This is a genomic window from Pseudoalteromonas sp. SG44-1 (assembly GCF_014164315.1).
GTDB lineage: Bacteria > Pseudomonadota > Gammaproteobacteria > Enterobacterales > Alteromonadaceae > Pseudoalteromonas > Pseudoalteromonas rhizosphaerae.
This window is the reverse complement of the sequence record NZ_JACJEW010000040.1, coordinates 1-15,238: the sequence shown is the minus strand read 5'-3', so window position 1 is coordinate 15,238 and position 15,238 is coordinate 1. Positions and strand designations below refer to the sequence as shown.

General features: G+C 40.9%; 15 protein-coding genes. 1 reads left to right on the top strand and 14 read right to left on the bottom strand.

Features of this window, described 5'->3' with window-relative positions:
* Nucleotides 1-106: 106 nt before the first annotated feature.
* The 13 genes from lpxA to rpsB all read right to left on the bottom strand — a co-directional run bounded on the left by lpxA (nucleotide 107) and on the right by rpsB (nucleotide 12,943).
* On the bottom strand, nucleotides 107-877 hold the full coding sequence (gene lpxA, locus H5187_RS16820; protein WP_149982988.1) for an acyl-ACP--UDP-N-acetylglucosamine O-acyltransferase: 771 nt from the start codon (nucleotides 875-877) through the stop codon (nucleotides 107-109).
* A 2-nt stretch (nucleotides 878-879) separates the two neighbouring features.
* The gene (gene fabZ, locus H5187_RS16815; RefSeq protein ID WP_145240491.1) at nucleotides 880-1,332 is read right to left on the bottom strand and encodes a 3-hydroxyacyl-ACP dehydratase FabZ; all 453 of its coding nucleotides are present in this window, start codon (nucleotides 1,330-1,332) and stop codon (nucleotides 880-882) included.
* Between the two features lie 13 nt (nucleotides 1,333-1,345).
* Nucleotides 1,346-2,383 carry a UDP-3-O-(3-hydroxymyristoyl)glucosamine N-acyltransferase gene (gene lpxD / locus H5187_RS16810; protein WP_182740510.1) on the bottom strand — a complete coding sequence of 346 codons (1,038 nt, stop codon included), beginning with the start codon at nucleotides 2,381-2,383 and terminating at the stop codon, nucleotides 1,346-1,348.
* 9 nt (nucleotides 2,384-2,392) lie between these two features.
* The gene (locus tag H5187_RS16805; protein ID WP_149982990.1) at nucleotides 2,393-2,911 is read right to left on the bottom strand and encodes an OmpH family outer membrane protein; all 519 of its coding nucleotides are present in this window, start codon (nucleotides 2,909-2,911) and stop codon (nucleotides 2,393-2,395) included.
* Nucleotides 2,912-2,922: 11 nt separating this feature from the next.
* Nucleotides 2,923-5,394 (bottom strand): outer membrane protein assembly factor BamA, encoded by a 2,472-nt coding sequence (gene bamA, locus H5187_RS16800; protein ID WP_182718686.1) that lies wholly within the window; start codon nucleotides 5,392-5,394, stop codon nucleotides 2,923-2,925.
* 104 nt (nucleotides 5,395-5,498) lie between these two features.
* Nucleotides 5,499-6,851, bottom strand: a complete 1,353-nt coding sequence (gene rseP / locus H5187_RS16795; protein ID WP_182718687.1) for a sigma E protease regulator RseP — start codon at nucleotides 6,849-6,851, stop codon at nucleotides 5,499-5,501.
* A gap of 1 nt (nucleotide 6,852) precedes the next feature.
* On the bottom strand, nucleotides 6,853-8,058 hold the full coding sequence (ispC, locus tag H5187_RS16790; protein ID WP_145240482.1) for a 1-deoxy-D-xylulose-5-phosphate reductoisomerase: 1,206 nt from the start codon (nucleotides 8,056-8,058) through the stop codon (nucleotides 6,853-6,855).
* On the bottom strand, nucleotides 8,055-8,921 hold the full coding sequence (locus H5187_RS16785; protein WP_145240480.1) for a phosphatidate cytidylyltransferase: 867 nt from the start codon (nucleotides 8,919-8,921) through the stop codon (nucleotides 8,055-8,057). Before H5187_RS16785 ends, ispC begins: the two co-directional genes overlap by 4 nt.
* 17 nt (nucleotides 8,922-8,938) lie before the next feature.
* Nucleotides 8,939-9,718, bottom strand: coding sequence for an isoprenyl transferase (locus H5187_RS16780; RefSeq protein ID WP_149982995.1), 780 nt, complete (start codon nucleotides 9,716-9,718; stop codon nucleotides 8,939-8,941).
* A 58-nt stretch (nucleotides 9,719-9,776) separates the two neighbouring features.
* Complete coding sequence (gene frr / locus H5187_RS16775) at nucleotides 9,777-10,298, bottom strand: ribosome recycling factor (RefSeq protein WP_215909106.1); 522 nt, start codon at nucleotides 10,296-10,298, stop codon at nucleotides 9,777-9,779.
* A gap of 50 nt (nucleotides 10,299-10,348) precedes the next feature.
* Complete coding sequence (pyrH, locus tag H5187_RS16770) at nucleotides 10,349-11,098, bottom strand: UMP kinase (protein WP_145240474.1); 750 nt, start codon at nucleotides 11,096-11,098, stop codon at nucleotides 10,349-10,351.
* 159 nt (nucleotides 11,099-11,257) lie between these two features.
* The gene (gene tsf, locus H5187_RS16765) at nucleotides 11,258-12,109 is read right to left on the bottom strand and encodes a translation elongation factor Ts (RefSeq protein ID WP_145240472.1); all 852 of its coding nucleotides are present in this window, start codon (nucleotides 12,107-12,109) and stop codon (nucleotides 11,258-11,260) included.
* 105 nt (nucleotides 12,110-12,214) lie between these two features.
* Nucleotides 12,215-12,943 carry a 30S ribosomal protein S2 gene (gene rpsB / locus H5187_RS16760; RefSeq protein WP_145240470.1) on the bottom strand — a complete coding sequence of 243 codons (729 nt, stop codon included), beginning with the start codon at nucleotides 12,941-12,943 and terminating at the stop codon, nucleotides 12,215-12,217.
* A 271-nt stretch (nucleotides 12,944-13,214) separates the two neighbouring features.
* On the opposite strand from rpsB, the gene map reads away from it, so the two are divergent.
* Entirely contained in the window at nucleotides 13,215-14,003 is a 789-nt protein-coding gene (gene map / locus H5187_RS16755; RefSeq protein WP_182740508.1) for a type I methionyl aminopeptidase, read from the top strand.
* A gap of 381 nt (nucleotides 14,004-14,384) precedes the next feature.
* Here map and H5187_RS16750 read toward each other — a convergent pair.
* Nucleotides 14,385-15,238 (bottom strand): hypothetical protein (locus H5187_RS16750; RefSeq protein ID WP_182798070.1); only part of this gene is annotated, 854 nt, incomplete at its 5' end.

Sequence of the window (15,238 nt, the reverse complement as noted above, 5' to 3'; positions counted from 1 at the left end):
TATCAACTGAGCTGCAACTGAATTAAAGTAAATACAAAACAGTGAATACAAAAAAGCCACCAAGTTAACTTAATAACTGGTGGCTTTTATACACTGCATAAACGAATTAACGAATAATACCGCGTTCAGAATTTTTCACAAAATCAACCATTAACTGTACTGCTGGGTACTTAGCGGCATCATCAGCAAGCGCTGCAATTGCCTCTTCAACACCTAAACTCTTGCGGTATAGTGTTTTATAAGCACGACGTGTTGCCATTACTTCATCGCTTTCAAAGCCACGGCGCTTCATGCCTTCAGTATTAATTGCAACAGGACCTGCTGGCGTACCTATAGTTGTTACAAACGGCGGCACATCTTTGTTCACGCCAGAGTACATACCAACAAAGGCATGTGCCCCCACTTTACAAAACTGATGAATACCTGAATTGCCCGCTAAGATAACCCAGTCACCAATATGTACATGGCCTGCAACAGATGCATTATTAGCAAAAATAACGTTATCGCCAATCACCGCATCATGGGCTACGTGAGTGTAAGCCATAAATAAGTTATTGCTGCCAATCTTAGTCACACCTTGGTCTTGAATTGTACCTCGGTGGATGGTAGCGCATTCACGAATAACATTGTTATCGCCAATGATAAGTGTGGTTGGCTCATTATTATATTTTTTGTCTTGGCAGGCTTCACCTACAGACGCAAATTGAAATATATGATTGCCTGAACCTATTGTTGACGGACCTTTGACCACAACATGAGATTCGATAATGCAATTGTCACCAATAACCACATCGTTGCCAATGTAGCTATACGGGCCAACCGATACATTATTACCTAACTTTGCACCTGGTTCGATTATCGCTGTAGGATGGATCACAATTAAAGCTCTCTTCTCGCACACATGATTTCGGCACTACATACTATTTTGCCATCAACTTTTGCTTCTGCTGCAAACTTCCAAATATTACGACGCTCTTTTAAAAATTGAACGTGTAAATGCATGGTGTCACCAGGCGTTACAGGTTGTTTAAAGCGCGCATTATCTATCGCTGCAAATAAATATAGTTCATTTTCACTGCGATTCTCGACAGTTTTAAACCCCAATAAACCGGTTGCCTGTGCCATGGCTTCTAAAATTAATACACCAGGAAAAATTGGCTGGTTAGGGAAATGGCCGGTAAAAATCGGTTCATTAAAAGTTACGTTCTTAATTGCATGTAATGATTCACCTGGGGTGTAATCAAGTACACGGTCAACTAGTAGCATCGGGTAACGATGCGGAAGTAAGCTTAAAATTTCTTGTATATCAAGGCTATTTAATTCGTTTGCCAAAATAGCATCCTTATTAATTATCAACGTTTAATGACTTAGTCAGAGTCTCTAGCGCTTTAAGGCGAACTTTCATCTCTGGCAAATTACGGAAATGGGCAATGTTTCGGCGCCACTCTTTATTTGAAGAGTGTGGAAGTCCTGAGGAATAAATACCAGGTTTCGTAATCGCTTTAGTCACCATGCTCATACCCGTAAGTATAACACCATCACAGATATCTATGTGACCATTTATGCCGACAAGCCCGGCAATCTGGCAATTTTTACCAATAGTTGTACTACCTGCTATCACGGTACAGCCAGCAATTGCTGTGCCTGAACCAATTTCAACATTATGGGCAATTTGACATTGGTTATCAATAATCACATTGCTGTGAATAATCGTGTCATCAATTGCACCACGGTCAACCGTAGCACCAGCGCCAATTTCAACCTTGTCACCTATAATAACGCGACCAAGCTGAGGAATTTTTATCCATTGGCCTTTATCATTTGCATAACCAAAGCCATCACTGCCGATTACGCTACTTGATTGAAATAAGCAATCACTACCAATTTCTACATCGTGATAAACACTGACATTTGCCCACAGTTTTGTGCCATTGCCAATTTTTGTGTTTTCACCAATAAAGCAATTAGCGCCTATTTGCGCGTTATCACCAATTACCGCTCCGGCTTCAATCACCGCATTAGCTGCAATAGCGGCTGTGCTTGCAACTGTAGCATCAGGATGGACCACCGCACTTGGGTGAATACCTGGTGACGCTGAGCGTGGCGTTGTATCGAGTAACTGGGCTAATTTCGCGTAGCAAACATAGGGGTTAACCACTATGAGCTTATTACCTTGATAATACTCTGCGTCTGCGGCAGATAGGATCACTGCCCCCGCCTTAGTATCACTAAGTTGTGAGCGATATTTCTTATTCGCTAAAAATGCAATATGCCCAGACTGGGCATTTGCAAGTGTAGCAATTTTTGAGATTTCCCAAGCGCCATCACCGTCAAGCGTGGCGCCTAGAAGTTCCGCAATCTGCGAAAGCGTATAATTATGCATATATCAGTTCTATTGCTTACTTACTTTATCAACAACTTTACTTGATAAATCAACGACCGTTTTAGGGTTAAAGTAGATAGTAGTATCTTTAACTTTAACTTCATCGTACTTACCATCTTTAGCAATATCTTCGATTGCTTTGATAATAATACCTTGAACTTTAGCTAGTTCTTGGTTTTGACGAGTTTTAATTTCTTGCTCTAAAGGACGACCTTTTTCAGCAAGATTTTTTTGCATGCCTTCCACTTTTTCACGCAACGCATCTTTTTGCGCTTGGCTCATTGTAGTGCTTTCACGCTTGAATTTTTCTGCTTCAAAGCGGATATCGCCCTGTAGCTTTTCAAGTTCTTGACGACGCTCAGCAAATTCAGCTTGCAGTGTTTGCTCAACTTTTGCCATTTGTGGGATTTGCTTATAGATTTCTTGCATATCTACAATACCAACTTTATGTGCAAAAGCACTTGCAGAAGTACCCATCATAAGTGTTGCTAAAATGGCAATTGCCGATGATTTAAATGATTTTTTCACAAAAAACTCCTTTAGAATGTATTACTAATGTTAAAGCTGATGGTCTTCGTATCGTCATCTTCTTCTTGTTGCAATGGATACGCAAAACTAATCAACATTGGACCCATAGGTGAGATCCACTGTAATGATAAACCGGTTGATACCCTAAAGCGCAGCGGATCTGAATAATCCTCAAGCTTAGCGCGTTCATTCGGCCCTAAATTTTTATAACGGTCAACGTTAAATTCAGTATCCCATACGTTTGCAGCATCAACAAAGAAACTAGTACGTACAGAACTGGTATTATCTTCATCCAAAAATGGGGTTGGCACAATTAACTCCATGCCTGCAACCGCTTTGGCATTACCACCAATACGTCCTCCCGGTGTTAACACATCAAACTCTGGCGAGCCGCCTATATTGCCAGTTAGACTACCATCTGCCAATGAATTGCCTGGAATTACTTGTGGTGTACGCGATATTGCACGCGGCAAAATAGTATTACGGTCAAAACCACGTAATTCCATTTCGGTTATACGGAAATATTCTTGGAATGGTAATGTTTGATCGTAACCATTGGTTGTGCCATAACCGTTACCATAGCCAAATGCAGCACGCGTTGAGAATACCCAACGGTGGTTATTAGTAAGTGGCCAATAAAAACGCGAGTCGTAATTTACCTTAAAGTAAGTTAAATCAGAGTTTGGCGTAGTACCGGTTAAGTTTAATGTTTGACGCGAACCTGCCGTTGGGAATAAACCACGGTTTACTGTCACACGAGACCAACCAACGCTGAGTTCGTACTTAGTAAAATCAAATCCTTTATCCGGGTTATTCACGTCTAGGAAGGTCTCGCGCATAACAAGCGTTTGCTCATATTCAGCAATCTCAGATAACTCTTCTTGGATCCAACGTACACCAAAGTTGATACGGTTTACCGCATCAATTGGGAAGCCTATATTTGTACCAATGCCGTAGCTTTTTGATTTGTAATCGATGAGGCTAAACTTACTTGCATCGTAATTACTGTAGAAAATACTACTGCCTTGCGACACACCATCTGGGGTGAAGTAAGGGTCGGTATACGATAAACTAACACGTTCTGAACCACGCGAAGTATTGATGTTAAAGCCAATCTGGTTACCCGTACCTAAGAAGTTAGATTCAGTCACACCGATATTAAATTGCAGACCTAAGTAAGAACCATAAGCAAGACCTGCGTTAAAGCTACCAGCTGATTGCTCTTTAACGGTAAAATCGACATCAACTTGGTCATCTATACCAGGGACTGGCACAACATTAAAATCAACACTTTCCATGTAAGGAAGACGTTGAATTTGTAGCTTTGAACGCTCAAGGTTCTGATTCGATAACCATGCGCCTTCCAGCTGGGTCATTTCACGACGTAATACTTCATCTGCGGTATTTTGGTTACCACCAACAATAATACGACGCACATAAACACGCTGACCAGGATTAACTGAGAGTGTTAACTGAACTTCTTTGGTTTCGTCATCAATTTCAGGAATGGTGCGAACTTCCGCATTCGCATAACCGAAACGCGCTAAATAACTTTTGATAAATTCTTCAGATGAGGTAACCACTGAGCCATTATAAAGTTCACCGGCACGCAGTGGAATAACACTTTTGATCAGTTCTTCACGGCCAAGTAGATCACCAATGAAGTCAAAGCCTTTCACTTTGTATTTAACGCCTTCGGTGATGTTAGCTGTTACATACACAGATTCACGTTCAGGACTTACTGATACTTGTGTTGAGTCAATATTAAAACGTAAGTAACCACGGTCTAAATAATAACTACGAATTTTCTCGAGATCGCCTTCAATGGTTTGTTTCTGGTAGCGATCGCTGCCCATAAACTGCCACCAAGGTAAATCTTGTTGTGACTCAGCAAGTGCTAACAAGTCTTCATCACTAAACAATTCGTTACCAACTAAGTTGATCTGACGGATAGATGCGGCATCACCTTCATCAAACTTAAGTTTTAGCTTAACGCGGTTACGCGGTAACTTAGTGATACTGACATCAATTTTAGCGTTGTATTTACCAATACTGTGGAAAAACTCTATTAAGCCTTTCTCGATGTTATCAACCACAGTTTTATCCAGTGGTTCACCTTGGCGAATATCTTGCTGATCAAGCGACTGATTAAGCTGCTCGTCTTTAATGTCTTTATTACCTTCAAACTCAATAACACTAATTGTTGGGCGCTCTGTTACTCTAAAAATAACATTATTGCCATCACGTAGTGCCTTGATATTGTCGAAGTGACCTGAGTTATACAAAGACTTAATCGTTTTTGAAATTGTATAGTCATCAACACTATCACCCACGTTAATAGGAATATGTGTTAATGCTGCTCCCAACGCTACGCGCTGCAAACCTTCAACTTTTAAATCGTCAACAATAAAGGAGTTTTGGCCTAGGGCTGCAAAGCTAGCACCTAATAAACTTGTTACTGCCAAATGTTTTTTTATAGCCATTTTATTATCTTTATCCTTTACAACGGTATTACCGCTCAACACCTTAAAATTATACTTTAGCGGTGTTTTACAATCGTGTTTTAATTCGAGACTGTCGCAATTGCTTACAATCGCGATACATCATTGAACAAAGCGAAACATGTAAGAAAAATGAGTAGCAAGGCACCCACTTTAAAACCAAATTCTTGTGTCTTTTCAGAGACCGGCTTTTTACGAAAAAGTTCAATTATGTAATACATTAAGTGCCCACCATCAAGCACTGGTAAGGGCAATAAATTAAATACGCCCAAGTTTACACTTATCAATGCTAAGAAGCCTAAAAACGCCACTAAGCCATAGCTTACGCTAGTTCCCGCCCCTACAGCAATACCAACTGGACCACTTAAATTCTTCACTGATACTTGACCAGTAATTAAGTTACCAATCATATCAAAACTTAGGCTGATCAAGCGCCATGTTTCAGTTACGCCCAGCACCATACTATCGAGTGGGCCATAATGTCTAGTTTCAATGTAACCATCTGGCCATTTTTCAACCACCGGTGCTACACCTAAAAAGCCTTGTAGCAAGCCATCACTATTACGTTGTCCTTTCGGGGTAACATTTAGCAGTTCTATACTATCTTGTCTTTTTACACTAAATTGTAATGATTTGTTAGCGGATTGCTGAATAACATTAACTAACTGCGTCCAACTGGTTATTGTTTCACCATTTACGGCGATAATTTCATCGCCTGCTTGTAAATTAGCGTCTGCTGCAGCAGAGTTTGGCGAAATTGTAGCAACGGTTAAAGTAGCCTGCGGACGAAACGGCACAATACCTAATGAAGCTAATGGTGGCACATCTTGTTGATCAAGTTTCCAACCATCAATATCAAGCATTTTAACCTGTTCTTGAAATTGCTCGTCACGCACGGTAACAGCAACACTTTTATCACCTAGGCTGGCCATTAATGCAAACGTAGCATCTTGCCAAGTCGCAATATTAGCATCGCCAATTTTTACAATTTGTTGACTAGGCATAATACCGGCCTGCTCAGCGCGGCTACCCTCATTTACTGAGCCTACCACCGGCTTCACCGATTGAACCCCAACCATGTACATCGCAGCTAAAGCAAAGATAGCAAATATAAAGTTAGCCAGCGGCCCTGCCGCTACAATCGCGATACGCGCTTGTACTGACTTGGCATTAAATGATAAGTGGCGTTGGTCAGCGGGCACCTCATCAACACGTTCATCAAGCATTTTCACGTAGCCGCCTAAAGGAATTGCTGCAATAACATATTCAGTGTCGTGTTTATCGTGCCATTTTATTAGCGGTTTACCAAAGCCAATAGAAAACCTTAACACCTTCACACCCGCTTTGCGGGCAACCCAAAAATGGCCATATTCATGCACTGTTACTAAAATTCCCAGCGCTAGAATAAAAGAACCTAAATTCCACAGAAAATCGAACATATTAGCGTACTACCTTTGCAATGAGTTGCGTCGCTTGAAGTCGAGCTAAACGGTCACATTCAAGAATTTCATCGAGCGTGTGTACGTTTACATCAACCGTTGTGTCTAATGTTTGTGCATTAATGCGGTATATATCAGTAAAGCCTATCTGCCCTTGTAAAAATGCCTGCACAGCAATTTCATTGGCAGCATTAACTGTCGTTGTAGCACCTTGTCCAGCATTACACGCAGCAATAGCTAATTGTAAATTGGGATAGCGGGCAAAATCTGGTTTCGTAAAAGTAAAATCAGCAAGCTGTGAAAAATCCAGTGGTGTTACTCCAGCATCAATACGCTGTGGGTATGCTAAAGCATGAGCAATCGGTGTACGCATATCTGGATTCCCCATTTGCGCTAGCACCGAGCCATCTTGGTATTGCACCATTGAATGAATAATACTTTGCGGGTGAATGACCACTTCAATATCGTTTGCCTGGCAGTTAAATAGCCATTTAGCCTCAATAAACTCAAGGCCTTTATTCATCATAGTGGCTGAATCAACAGATATCTTTTGTCCCATCGACCAATTTGGATGCGCCACAGCTTGTGCCACAGTAACGTCTTTTAAAGAGGCAATATCACACGTTAAAAAAGGCCCACCAGAACCGGTAAGTAAAATTTTACTTACCCCATGTTCATGTAACTGTGCATTAGTTTTAGAGCCTTGCAGTGCACTTGGCAGGCACTGGAATATGGCATTATGTTCACTGTCAATCGGTAGTAAAGTGGCTTTATGTTGTTTTACTTTATCAATAAACAACTGACCTGACATGACTAAAGATTCTTTATTCGCCAGTAATACTTTTTTACCTGCTTCTACCGCACTGAGTGTAGGTATGAGCCCCGCTGCACCAACAATCGCCGACATTACCGCGTCAACGTCTGGGTGAGCGGCCAGTTCACTCATGGCGGCAATGCCACTGCGGATCACTGTTTTGCAGCCACTGCCCGATAAGTGTTGGCTTAACTTAGCTGCAGCGCTGTCATCTGCCATCACTGCAAAGCGTGGTTGATGAGCAATACACAATTGCGCCATCAATTCACTATTATTACCTGCCGCAAGTGCAAATACAGCAAACTGTTCTTGATTACGCGCAACAACATCTAAGGTACTTAAACCAATGGAACCTGTCGCGCCGAGAATGACGAGTTGTTGTCTACAACTCATAAACTAAGTGTCCATGCATAGCACAACACAAAAATGGGGGCTGCAGCAGTTAGGCTGTCAAGGCGATCTAAAATCCCCCCATGGCCAGGCAAACATGAGCCACTATCTTTAAGACCAGCTTCGCGTTTAAACATACTTTCGAGTAAGTCGCCAATAGCTGAGAATAACGCGATGAATACAGTCATAATCGCGTAAATTGGCCAAACAGACATATCTACATTGGTAAAATGACAAAACGCTAAAACAAAAATTACCGCAGCAACTAAGCCACCAGCTAAACCTTCAATGGTTTTATTAGGGCTCACTTTTGGCATTAACTTATGCTTGCCAAAGTTTTTACCCGTAAAGTATGCACCAATGTCAGCACTCCATACGATCCCCAGTACCACTAAAATAAGCATCGAACCAAAGTGCGTTGATTGCTCATAGTTAGCACTGCGCAGTGTATTAAGCGCAAGCCACAGCGGTACTAAGGTGAGAATACCGGCAATAGCGCGCATAACCACTCCTTCGTTCCATGCTTTCGCCATTGCTGGGTAGCGCCACACTAGGTAGGTGGCTACAATCCACCACGAAAATGACAGTGTGAATATATAATTTGCGTCTCCTACGAGCTGGCCGTCGACCCACAGTCCATCAATTGGCCAATGCCAATTAAGCAGTACCAGTAACAAGCCAATAAACGTCACAAACGAAAAACGTTTAACTTTATCGCATAACCCCATAAATGCCGACCATTCCCACGCGCCTAATAAAACAATCGCGCCAGCGATGTAACTAAACAATGTAAGAGGTGTATAAAAAACCAACACCAGTGCCAAAGGCGCTAGCACTAAAGAGGTTAAAATTCGTTGTTTTAGCAAAGTGTTACCCTTTTTAATTAGGTTTCAGCGAGTAATTGTTTTATTTGTTCGCCAGTACAACCAAACCGTCGCTCTCTGGCAACGTAACAAGCGATAGCATCAGCAAAAGCTGCTTCATTGAAGTCAGGCCAAAGCGTATCGGTAAAGTAAAGTTCAGCATAAGCAGCTTGCCATAATAAAAAGTTGCTTATGCGTAAATCGCCACCAGTACGGATCAACAAGTCAGGTTCAGCCTGATCTTGCATACTCATATGGGCGGCTAAATCGTGCTCTGTAATATCATCAGGGTTTAACGTCCCTGCAGCAATCAGCTTACCTAATTGCTTTGCAGCATTTGTTATATCCCATCGACCACCATAATTTGCCGCTACATTCAGTTGCAAACCAGTATTATTAGCCGTTAATTCATGTGCTGCATCAACCTTGCTGCGCAAAGTATCTGAAAAACGAGATAAGTCACCAATAATGGTTAACTTAACATTATTTTTGTGTAGCTTTTTAACTTCCTTACTCAGCACAAACAAAAACAGCTCCATCAAGGTACTGACTTCATCTTCGGGGCGATGCCAGTTTTCACTACTAAAAGCGAATAGAGTCAATGACTCTATTCCTAATTTAGTACAAAACTGCACAGACTGACGAACCGCATCCACGCCTTTTTTATGACCGTACACACGTGGCCTATTCTTGGCTTGTGCCCAACGACCATTGCCATCCATGATTATAGCGACATGCTTGGGTAAACATTGCTGGGAAATTTTATCAGCGTTAAGAACCATAAATATCGAGTATTCCATAAAAAAACGCCGCCTAGTATACCCCAGACGGCGTTTCAAAACTAATAAATTTACTAGCTTAGATTTCCATCAACTCGGCTTCTTTCGCCGCTAATTGAGTGTCCATCTCTTTAATGAATTTGTCCGTAAGCTTTTGAATTGCATCATCAGATTGACGCGCTTCATCTTCAGAAATATCTTTATCTTTCAATAAGTTTTTAACGTCACCGTTAGCATCACGACGAATATTACGGATTGCAACACGGCCGCTTTCAACTTCACCACGAACGATTTTAATTAAGTTTTTACGACGTTCCTCAGTTAGCGGAGGAAGTGGTACACGGATCACAGAACCTGCTGACATTGGGTTTAAACCTAAGTCAGATGCCATGATTGCTTTCTCTACCGCTTGTGCAAGCGATTTATCAAATACACTTAACGCAAGTGTACGTGAATCTTCAATTGTTACATTGGCAACTTGGTTCAATGGCGTTGGTGCGCCGTAGTATGGCACCATAATGCCATCTAATATTGCCGGATGAGCACGGCCAGTACGGATTTTAGATAGTTGACTGCTAAGTGCCGTTACACTTTTCTGCATACGTTCTGCAGCATCTTTTTGAATATCGTTTATCACGGTTCAATCCTAATCTAGTTAATAACTTCATCTGAGGCTTGTGAAGAGATAAGAGTGCCTTCTTCTTCGCCCATAATTACACGCTTTAAAGCGCCTGATTTATTCATATTAAATACGCTCAACGGCATCTTGTGATCACGCGCAAGAGTGAATGCCGCAAGATCCATTACTTTTAATTCTTTTTCAATGATTTCATTGTAGCTCAAGTGACGGTAAAGTGTCGCCTCTGGATTTTTTACCGGATCATCACTGTAAACACCGTCAACCTTGGTGGCTTTAATCACGGTATCGGCTTCAATTTCAATACCACGTAAACACGCGGCCGAATCCGTTGTAAAGAATGGATTACCAGTACCGGCTGCAAAAATAACTACACGGCCCGTTTTTAATAAGCTAATTGCCTCAGCCCAATTGTATGCATCACACACACCGTTAAGTGGGATAGCTGACATTAAACGACAATTTACAAATGCACGGTGCAACGCATCACGCATTGCAAGACCATTCATGACAGTTGCTAGCATCCCCATATGATCGCCAACTACGCGATTCATGCCTGCTTCAGCAAGTGAGCCGCCACGTAAAAAGTTACCGCCACCGATAACTAAACCCACTTCTACGTCGAGTTCTACAAGCTCTTTGATTTCTTGCGCCATACGATCTAATACTTTTGGGTCGATGCCGAAGCCTTCGTCTCCCATCAGTGCTTCACCGCTTAATTTGAGAAGAACGCGTCTAAAAATAGGTTTACGATTGATTGTCATAGTATTTGGGCCAACTTTATAAAAAAAGGATAAAAAATAACCGCGCTTATGATTTTCACATAAAGAGCGCGGTTATTTTAAAGAATTTTCAGCGATGACGCAAAAGCAAATAACAGAATAATTTCATCTAACTCACTTTTTCGTCAAAGGAAATCGATTTTATTGACCTTTAGCAGCAGCAATCTGTGCAGCAACTTCAGCAGCAAAATCTTCAGTTTTCTTCTCGATACCTTCACCAACTTCTACACGTACGAAGCCAGTAACTGTTGCGTTTTTCTCTTTAAGAATTTCGCCAACAGATTTTTTAGGTTCCATGATGAAAGCTTGACCAGTAAGAGAAACCTCACCAGTGAATTTTTTCATGCGACCAACAACCATCTTCTCAGCGATTTCAGCAGGCTTGCCTTCGTTCATCGCGATTTCGATTTGTACTTGCTTTTCTTTTTCAACAACGTCAGCAGGTACATCTTCAGGTGCTAGGTACTCTGGGTTTGAAGCAGCAACGTGCATTGCAACGTGCTTAAGTGTTTCTTCATCAGCAACACCCGCAACAACAACACCAATACGCTCACCGTGACGGTACTCAACTAGTTGCTCACCAGCAATGTACTGTAAACGACGTACGTTGATGTTTTCGCCAATTTTAGTAACTAGTTCAACACGATCTTCTTCGAACTTAGCTTGTAAGTCTTCGATAGAAATCGTTTCTGCAATAGCAGCATCAGCAACTTTGTTAGCAAATGCTAAGAAACTTACGTCTTTTGCTACGAAGTCAGTTTGACAGTTAACTTCAACTAGTACTGCAACACCTGCGTTTTGCTTGATGATGATAGTACCTTCAGCAGCAATGTTACCTGCTTTTTTAGCAGCTTTTGCAGCGCCACTTTTACGCATATTTTCAATCGCTAACTCGATGTCGCCATCAGTTTCAGTTAACGCTTTTTTACAATCCATCATGCCAGCGCCGGTACGCTCGCGTAATTCTTTAACTAGGGCAGTAGTTACAGCCATTAGTAAATCCTCAAATCTGAATTCAGGTTTAGATAAGCGGGTTACCCGCTCTACAAGAATAGCAAGTCTTCATCTAAAATTAGATGAAGACTTGATGACAGCTAATTACTCAGCTTCTACGAAGTCGTCTTTCTCAGCTTGAGCAACGATATTGCTCTCACGACCTTCAGTGATTGCTGCTGCAACTGCGCCTGTGTAAAGGTTGATTGCACGGATAGCATCATCATTACCAGGTACGATGAAATCAACACCGTCTGGGTTAGAGTTAGTATCAACGATCGCAACAACTGGAATACCTAGGTTGTTAGCTTCACGGATAGCGATGTGCTCGTGGTCTGCATCGATAACGAAAAGTGCGTCAGGAAGACCACCCATGTTTTTGATACCGCCAAGGCTCTTTTCAAGCTTTTCCATTTCGCGGTTAAGCATTAACGTTTCTTTCTTAGTTAACTTCTCGAAAGTACCGTCTTGGCTTTGGATCTCAAGGTCTTTAAGACGCTTGATTGATTGACGAACTGTTTTCCAGTTAGTCAACATACCACCTAACCAACGGTGATTTACGTAATACTGATCACTAGCGATAGCGGCTTCTTTAACCGACTCGCTTGCTGCGCGCTTAGTACCAACGAAAAGAACTTTACCTTTGTTTGACGCAGCACCAGTTAAAAACTTAAGTGCGTTGTTGAACATTGGAACAGTTTGCTCAAGGTTGATGATATGAACACGGTTACGTGCGCCGAAGATGAAAGGCTTCATCTTAGGATTCCAGTAACGTGCTTGGTGACCGAAGTGAACACCAGCTTGAAGCATGTCGCGCATTGAAACGTTTGCCATTTTGTATTTCCTCTGTTTAGTTTAGGGTTAGGCCTCCACATACCCCATAGCACCAACACCGCAGTTAAATGAAACTGAAATGCACCCAAGTGTATGTGACGATACGTGTGTGTGTTAAAATAAAATTGTGTTTGCCTTAAATACAAAAAATCATTTAAGAATTTATTTGTAAAAAGACGGCGCGCTTTATACCATATTAAAAACAAATATTCAACGTCGCGTGCAAAATTTGTGCGACGATAAATGTGTAAAACTCGACAATGGAGCCTCCATGAGTGCTGTGATCAAGACCCCTGAAGAAATAGAGAAAATGCGTGTAGCCGGGCGCTTAGCGGCAGATGTCCTGGAAATGATAGAGTCACATGTAGTTCCCGGTGTAACCACTGATGAACTAAATACAATTTGTCATAATTATATTGTCGATGTGCAAAAGGCAATTCCTGCCCCACTAAATTACCATGGTTTTCCTAAATCAATTTGCACCTCAGTAAACCATGTAATTTGCCATGGTATTCCTAACGACAAAGCATTAAAAGATGGCGACAGTGTCAATATCGATATCACGGTTATCAAAGATGGCTACCACGGCGACACATCAAAAATGTTTCATGTTGGCACACCAAACATCCAAGGCAAGCGTCTTGCTGAAGTAACGCAAGAAAGCCTTTATTTAGCAATAAAAATGGTTAAACCAGGCGTGCGTTTAGGTGATATCGGCGAAGCGATTCAAAAATATGCAGAGAGCTTTAACTACTCAATTGTTCGTGAATATTGCGGCCATGGTATTGGTGCAGAGTTTCATGAAGAACCACAAATAATGCATTATGGCCGCGCTGGTACTGGCGAAGCCCTAAAAGCAGGTATGTGTTTGACTATTGAGCCAATGGTTAACGCGGGTAAACGCCAGTGTAAACTACTAAAAGATGACTGGACTGTGGTTACTAAAGACCGTAGCTTGTCTGCGCAGTGGGAACACACCTTATTAGTAACTGAAAATGGTGTTGAAATTTTAACGCTTAGATCAGATGATACGATTGACCGTGTTCATAAGCACTTATAAAATAACTAAAAATAAGCATATAAAAAATACCAGCTCAAGTTGAGCTGGTATTTTTTATATAAACAAAACTATTTATTCAACATTATTTATGGCATAACTTACTCGAAAATAGTTTTATCAACGCAGACCACAACCAAGCAATTAAGGTTAATATTATAACTGCTACAATAGACATGGGAGCTCCCTCACCATATTTTGGTTGGTAAAAAACGTTATTATAAATAAGATCGAATAAGTAAAATATAGAAAAAGAAATTAATATTATAATTATATTAAACTTTAAAAAATTAGCTTCCCTTTGTTTGTAACTAACACCAGCAAGCACTACCAACATAATCATAAGTGCGACATAAAACATTTATTACTCCTTATCAAACGACACTATAAACAAGGTTGTGTATAGTAATTACAACCACCACCTGTGCATACCATCATTTGCACTAAGCAAGATGGAAAGGTACCAGGTCCGTTGCCATCACCTCCTCCGATACAACTACTTTGTCCAGAGTCACATACTGAAGGATCTATGCCATTATTAATAAATTGACTATAGTCTCCTTTTAAATTAATACAATCAGCGGGTTTCCCTTGGCAATAGGCAATTAATGCACTCTGACTATTCTTAACTGCTGCATAATAACCATCGGCTAATTGATCTAAAAGAGCTTTATAAACAGCTACTGTAACAGGACTATCTATTAATATGTCAGTTCTTATTTCAGCTAATAAAGTAAAATTCGCCCTTTCCATTTTTTCCAAAAACCTAAAGTCACATTGAGATTTACTAGTATAAGTACCGTAACATTGATCATGAATAGCGCAAGCTTGGCCATAATGAAAATCAGGGATCAATGGATCAGACCAATGTGTTGGAGTGCCGCAGCTCCCTGATGTTTCTGTGCGAAAAGAACGTTGAAAGATTTCTTGATCATGAAGTGATTCAATTCTTTCATATTCCTCTCGAAATAAAAGAGTGAATACTCTAAATAATGCCTCCTCATCTTTACTTAAGCCTATAAGCTCAGCATTTTGAATTTTTTTAATCTGATTTTTTTGCAAGTTAAATAAATAACGCTCTCCATTAATTTTATCTATACAACTTGCTGAGTCTTCCTTACAAAAATATACTGCCTCATGCGTAAGGTTTCTATTAATTTTATAAACATATTGACTATTTTGTTCATTGACTCCAAATGCTTGCAGTTCACTTTCCTTAACTAGAATAGCCCATGCTT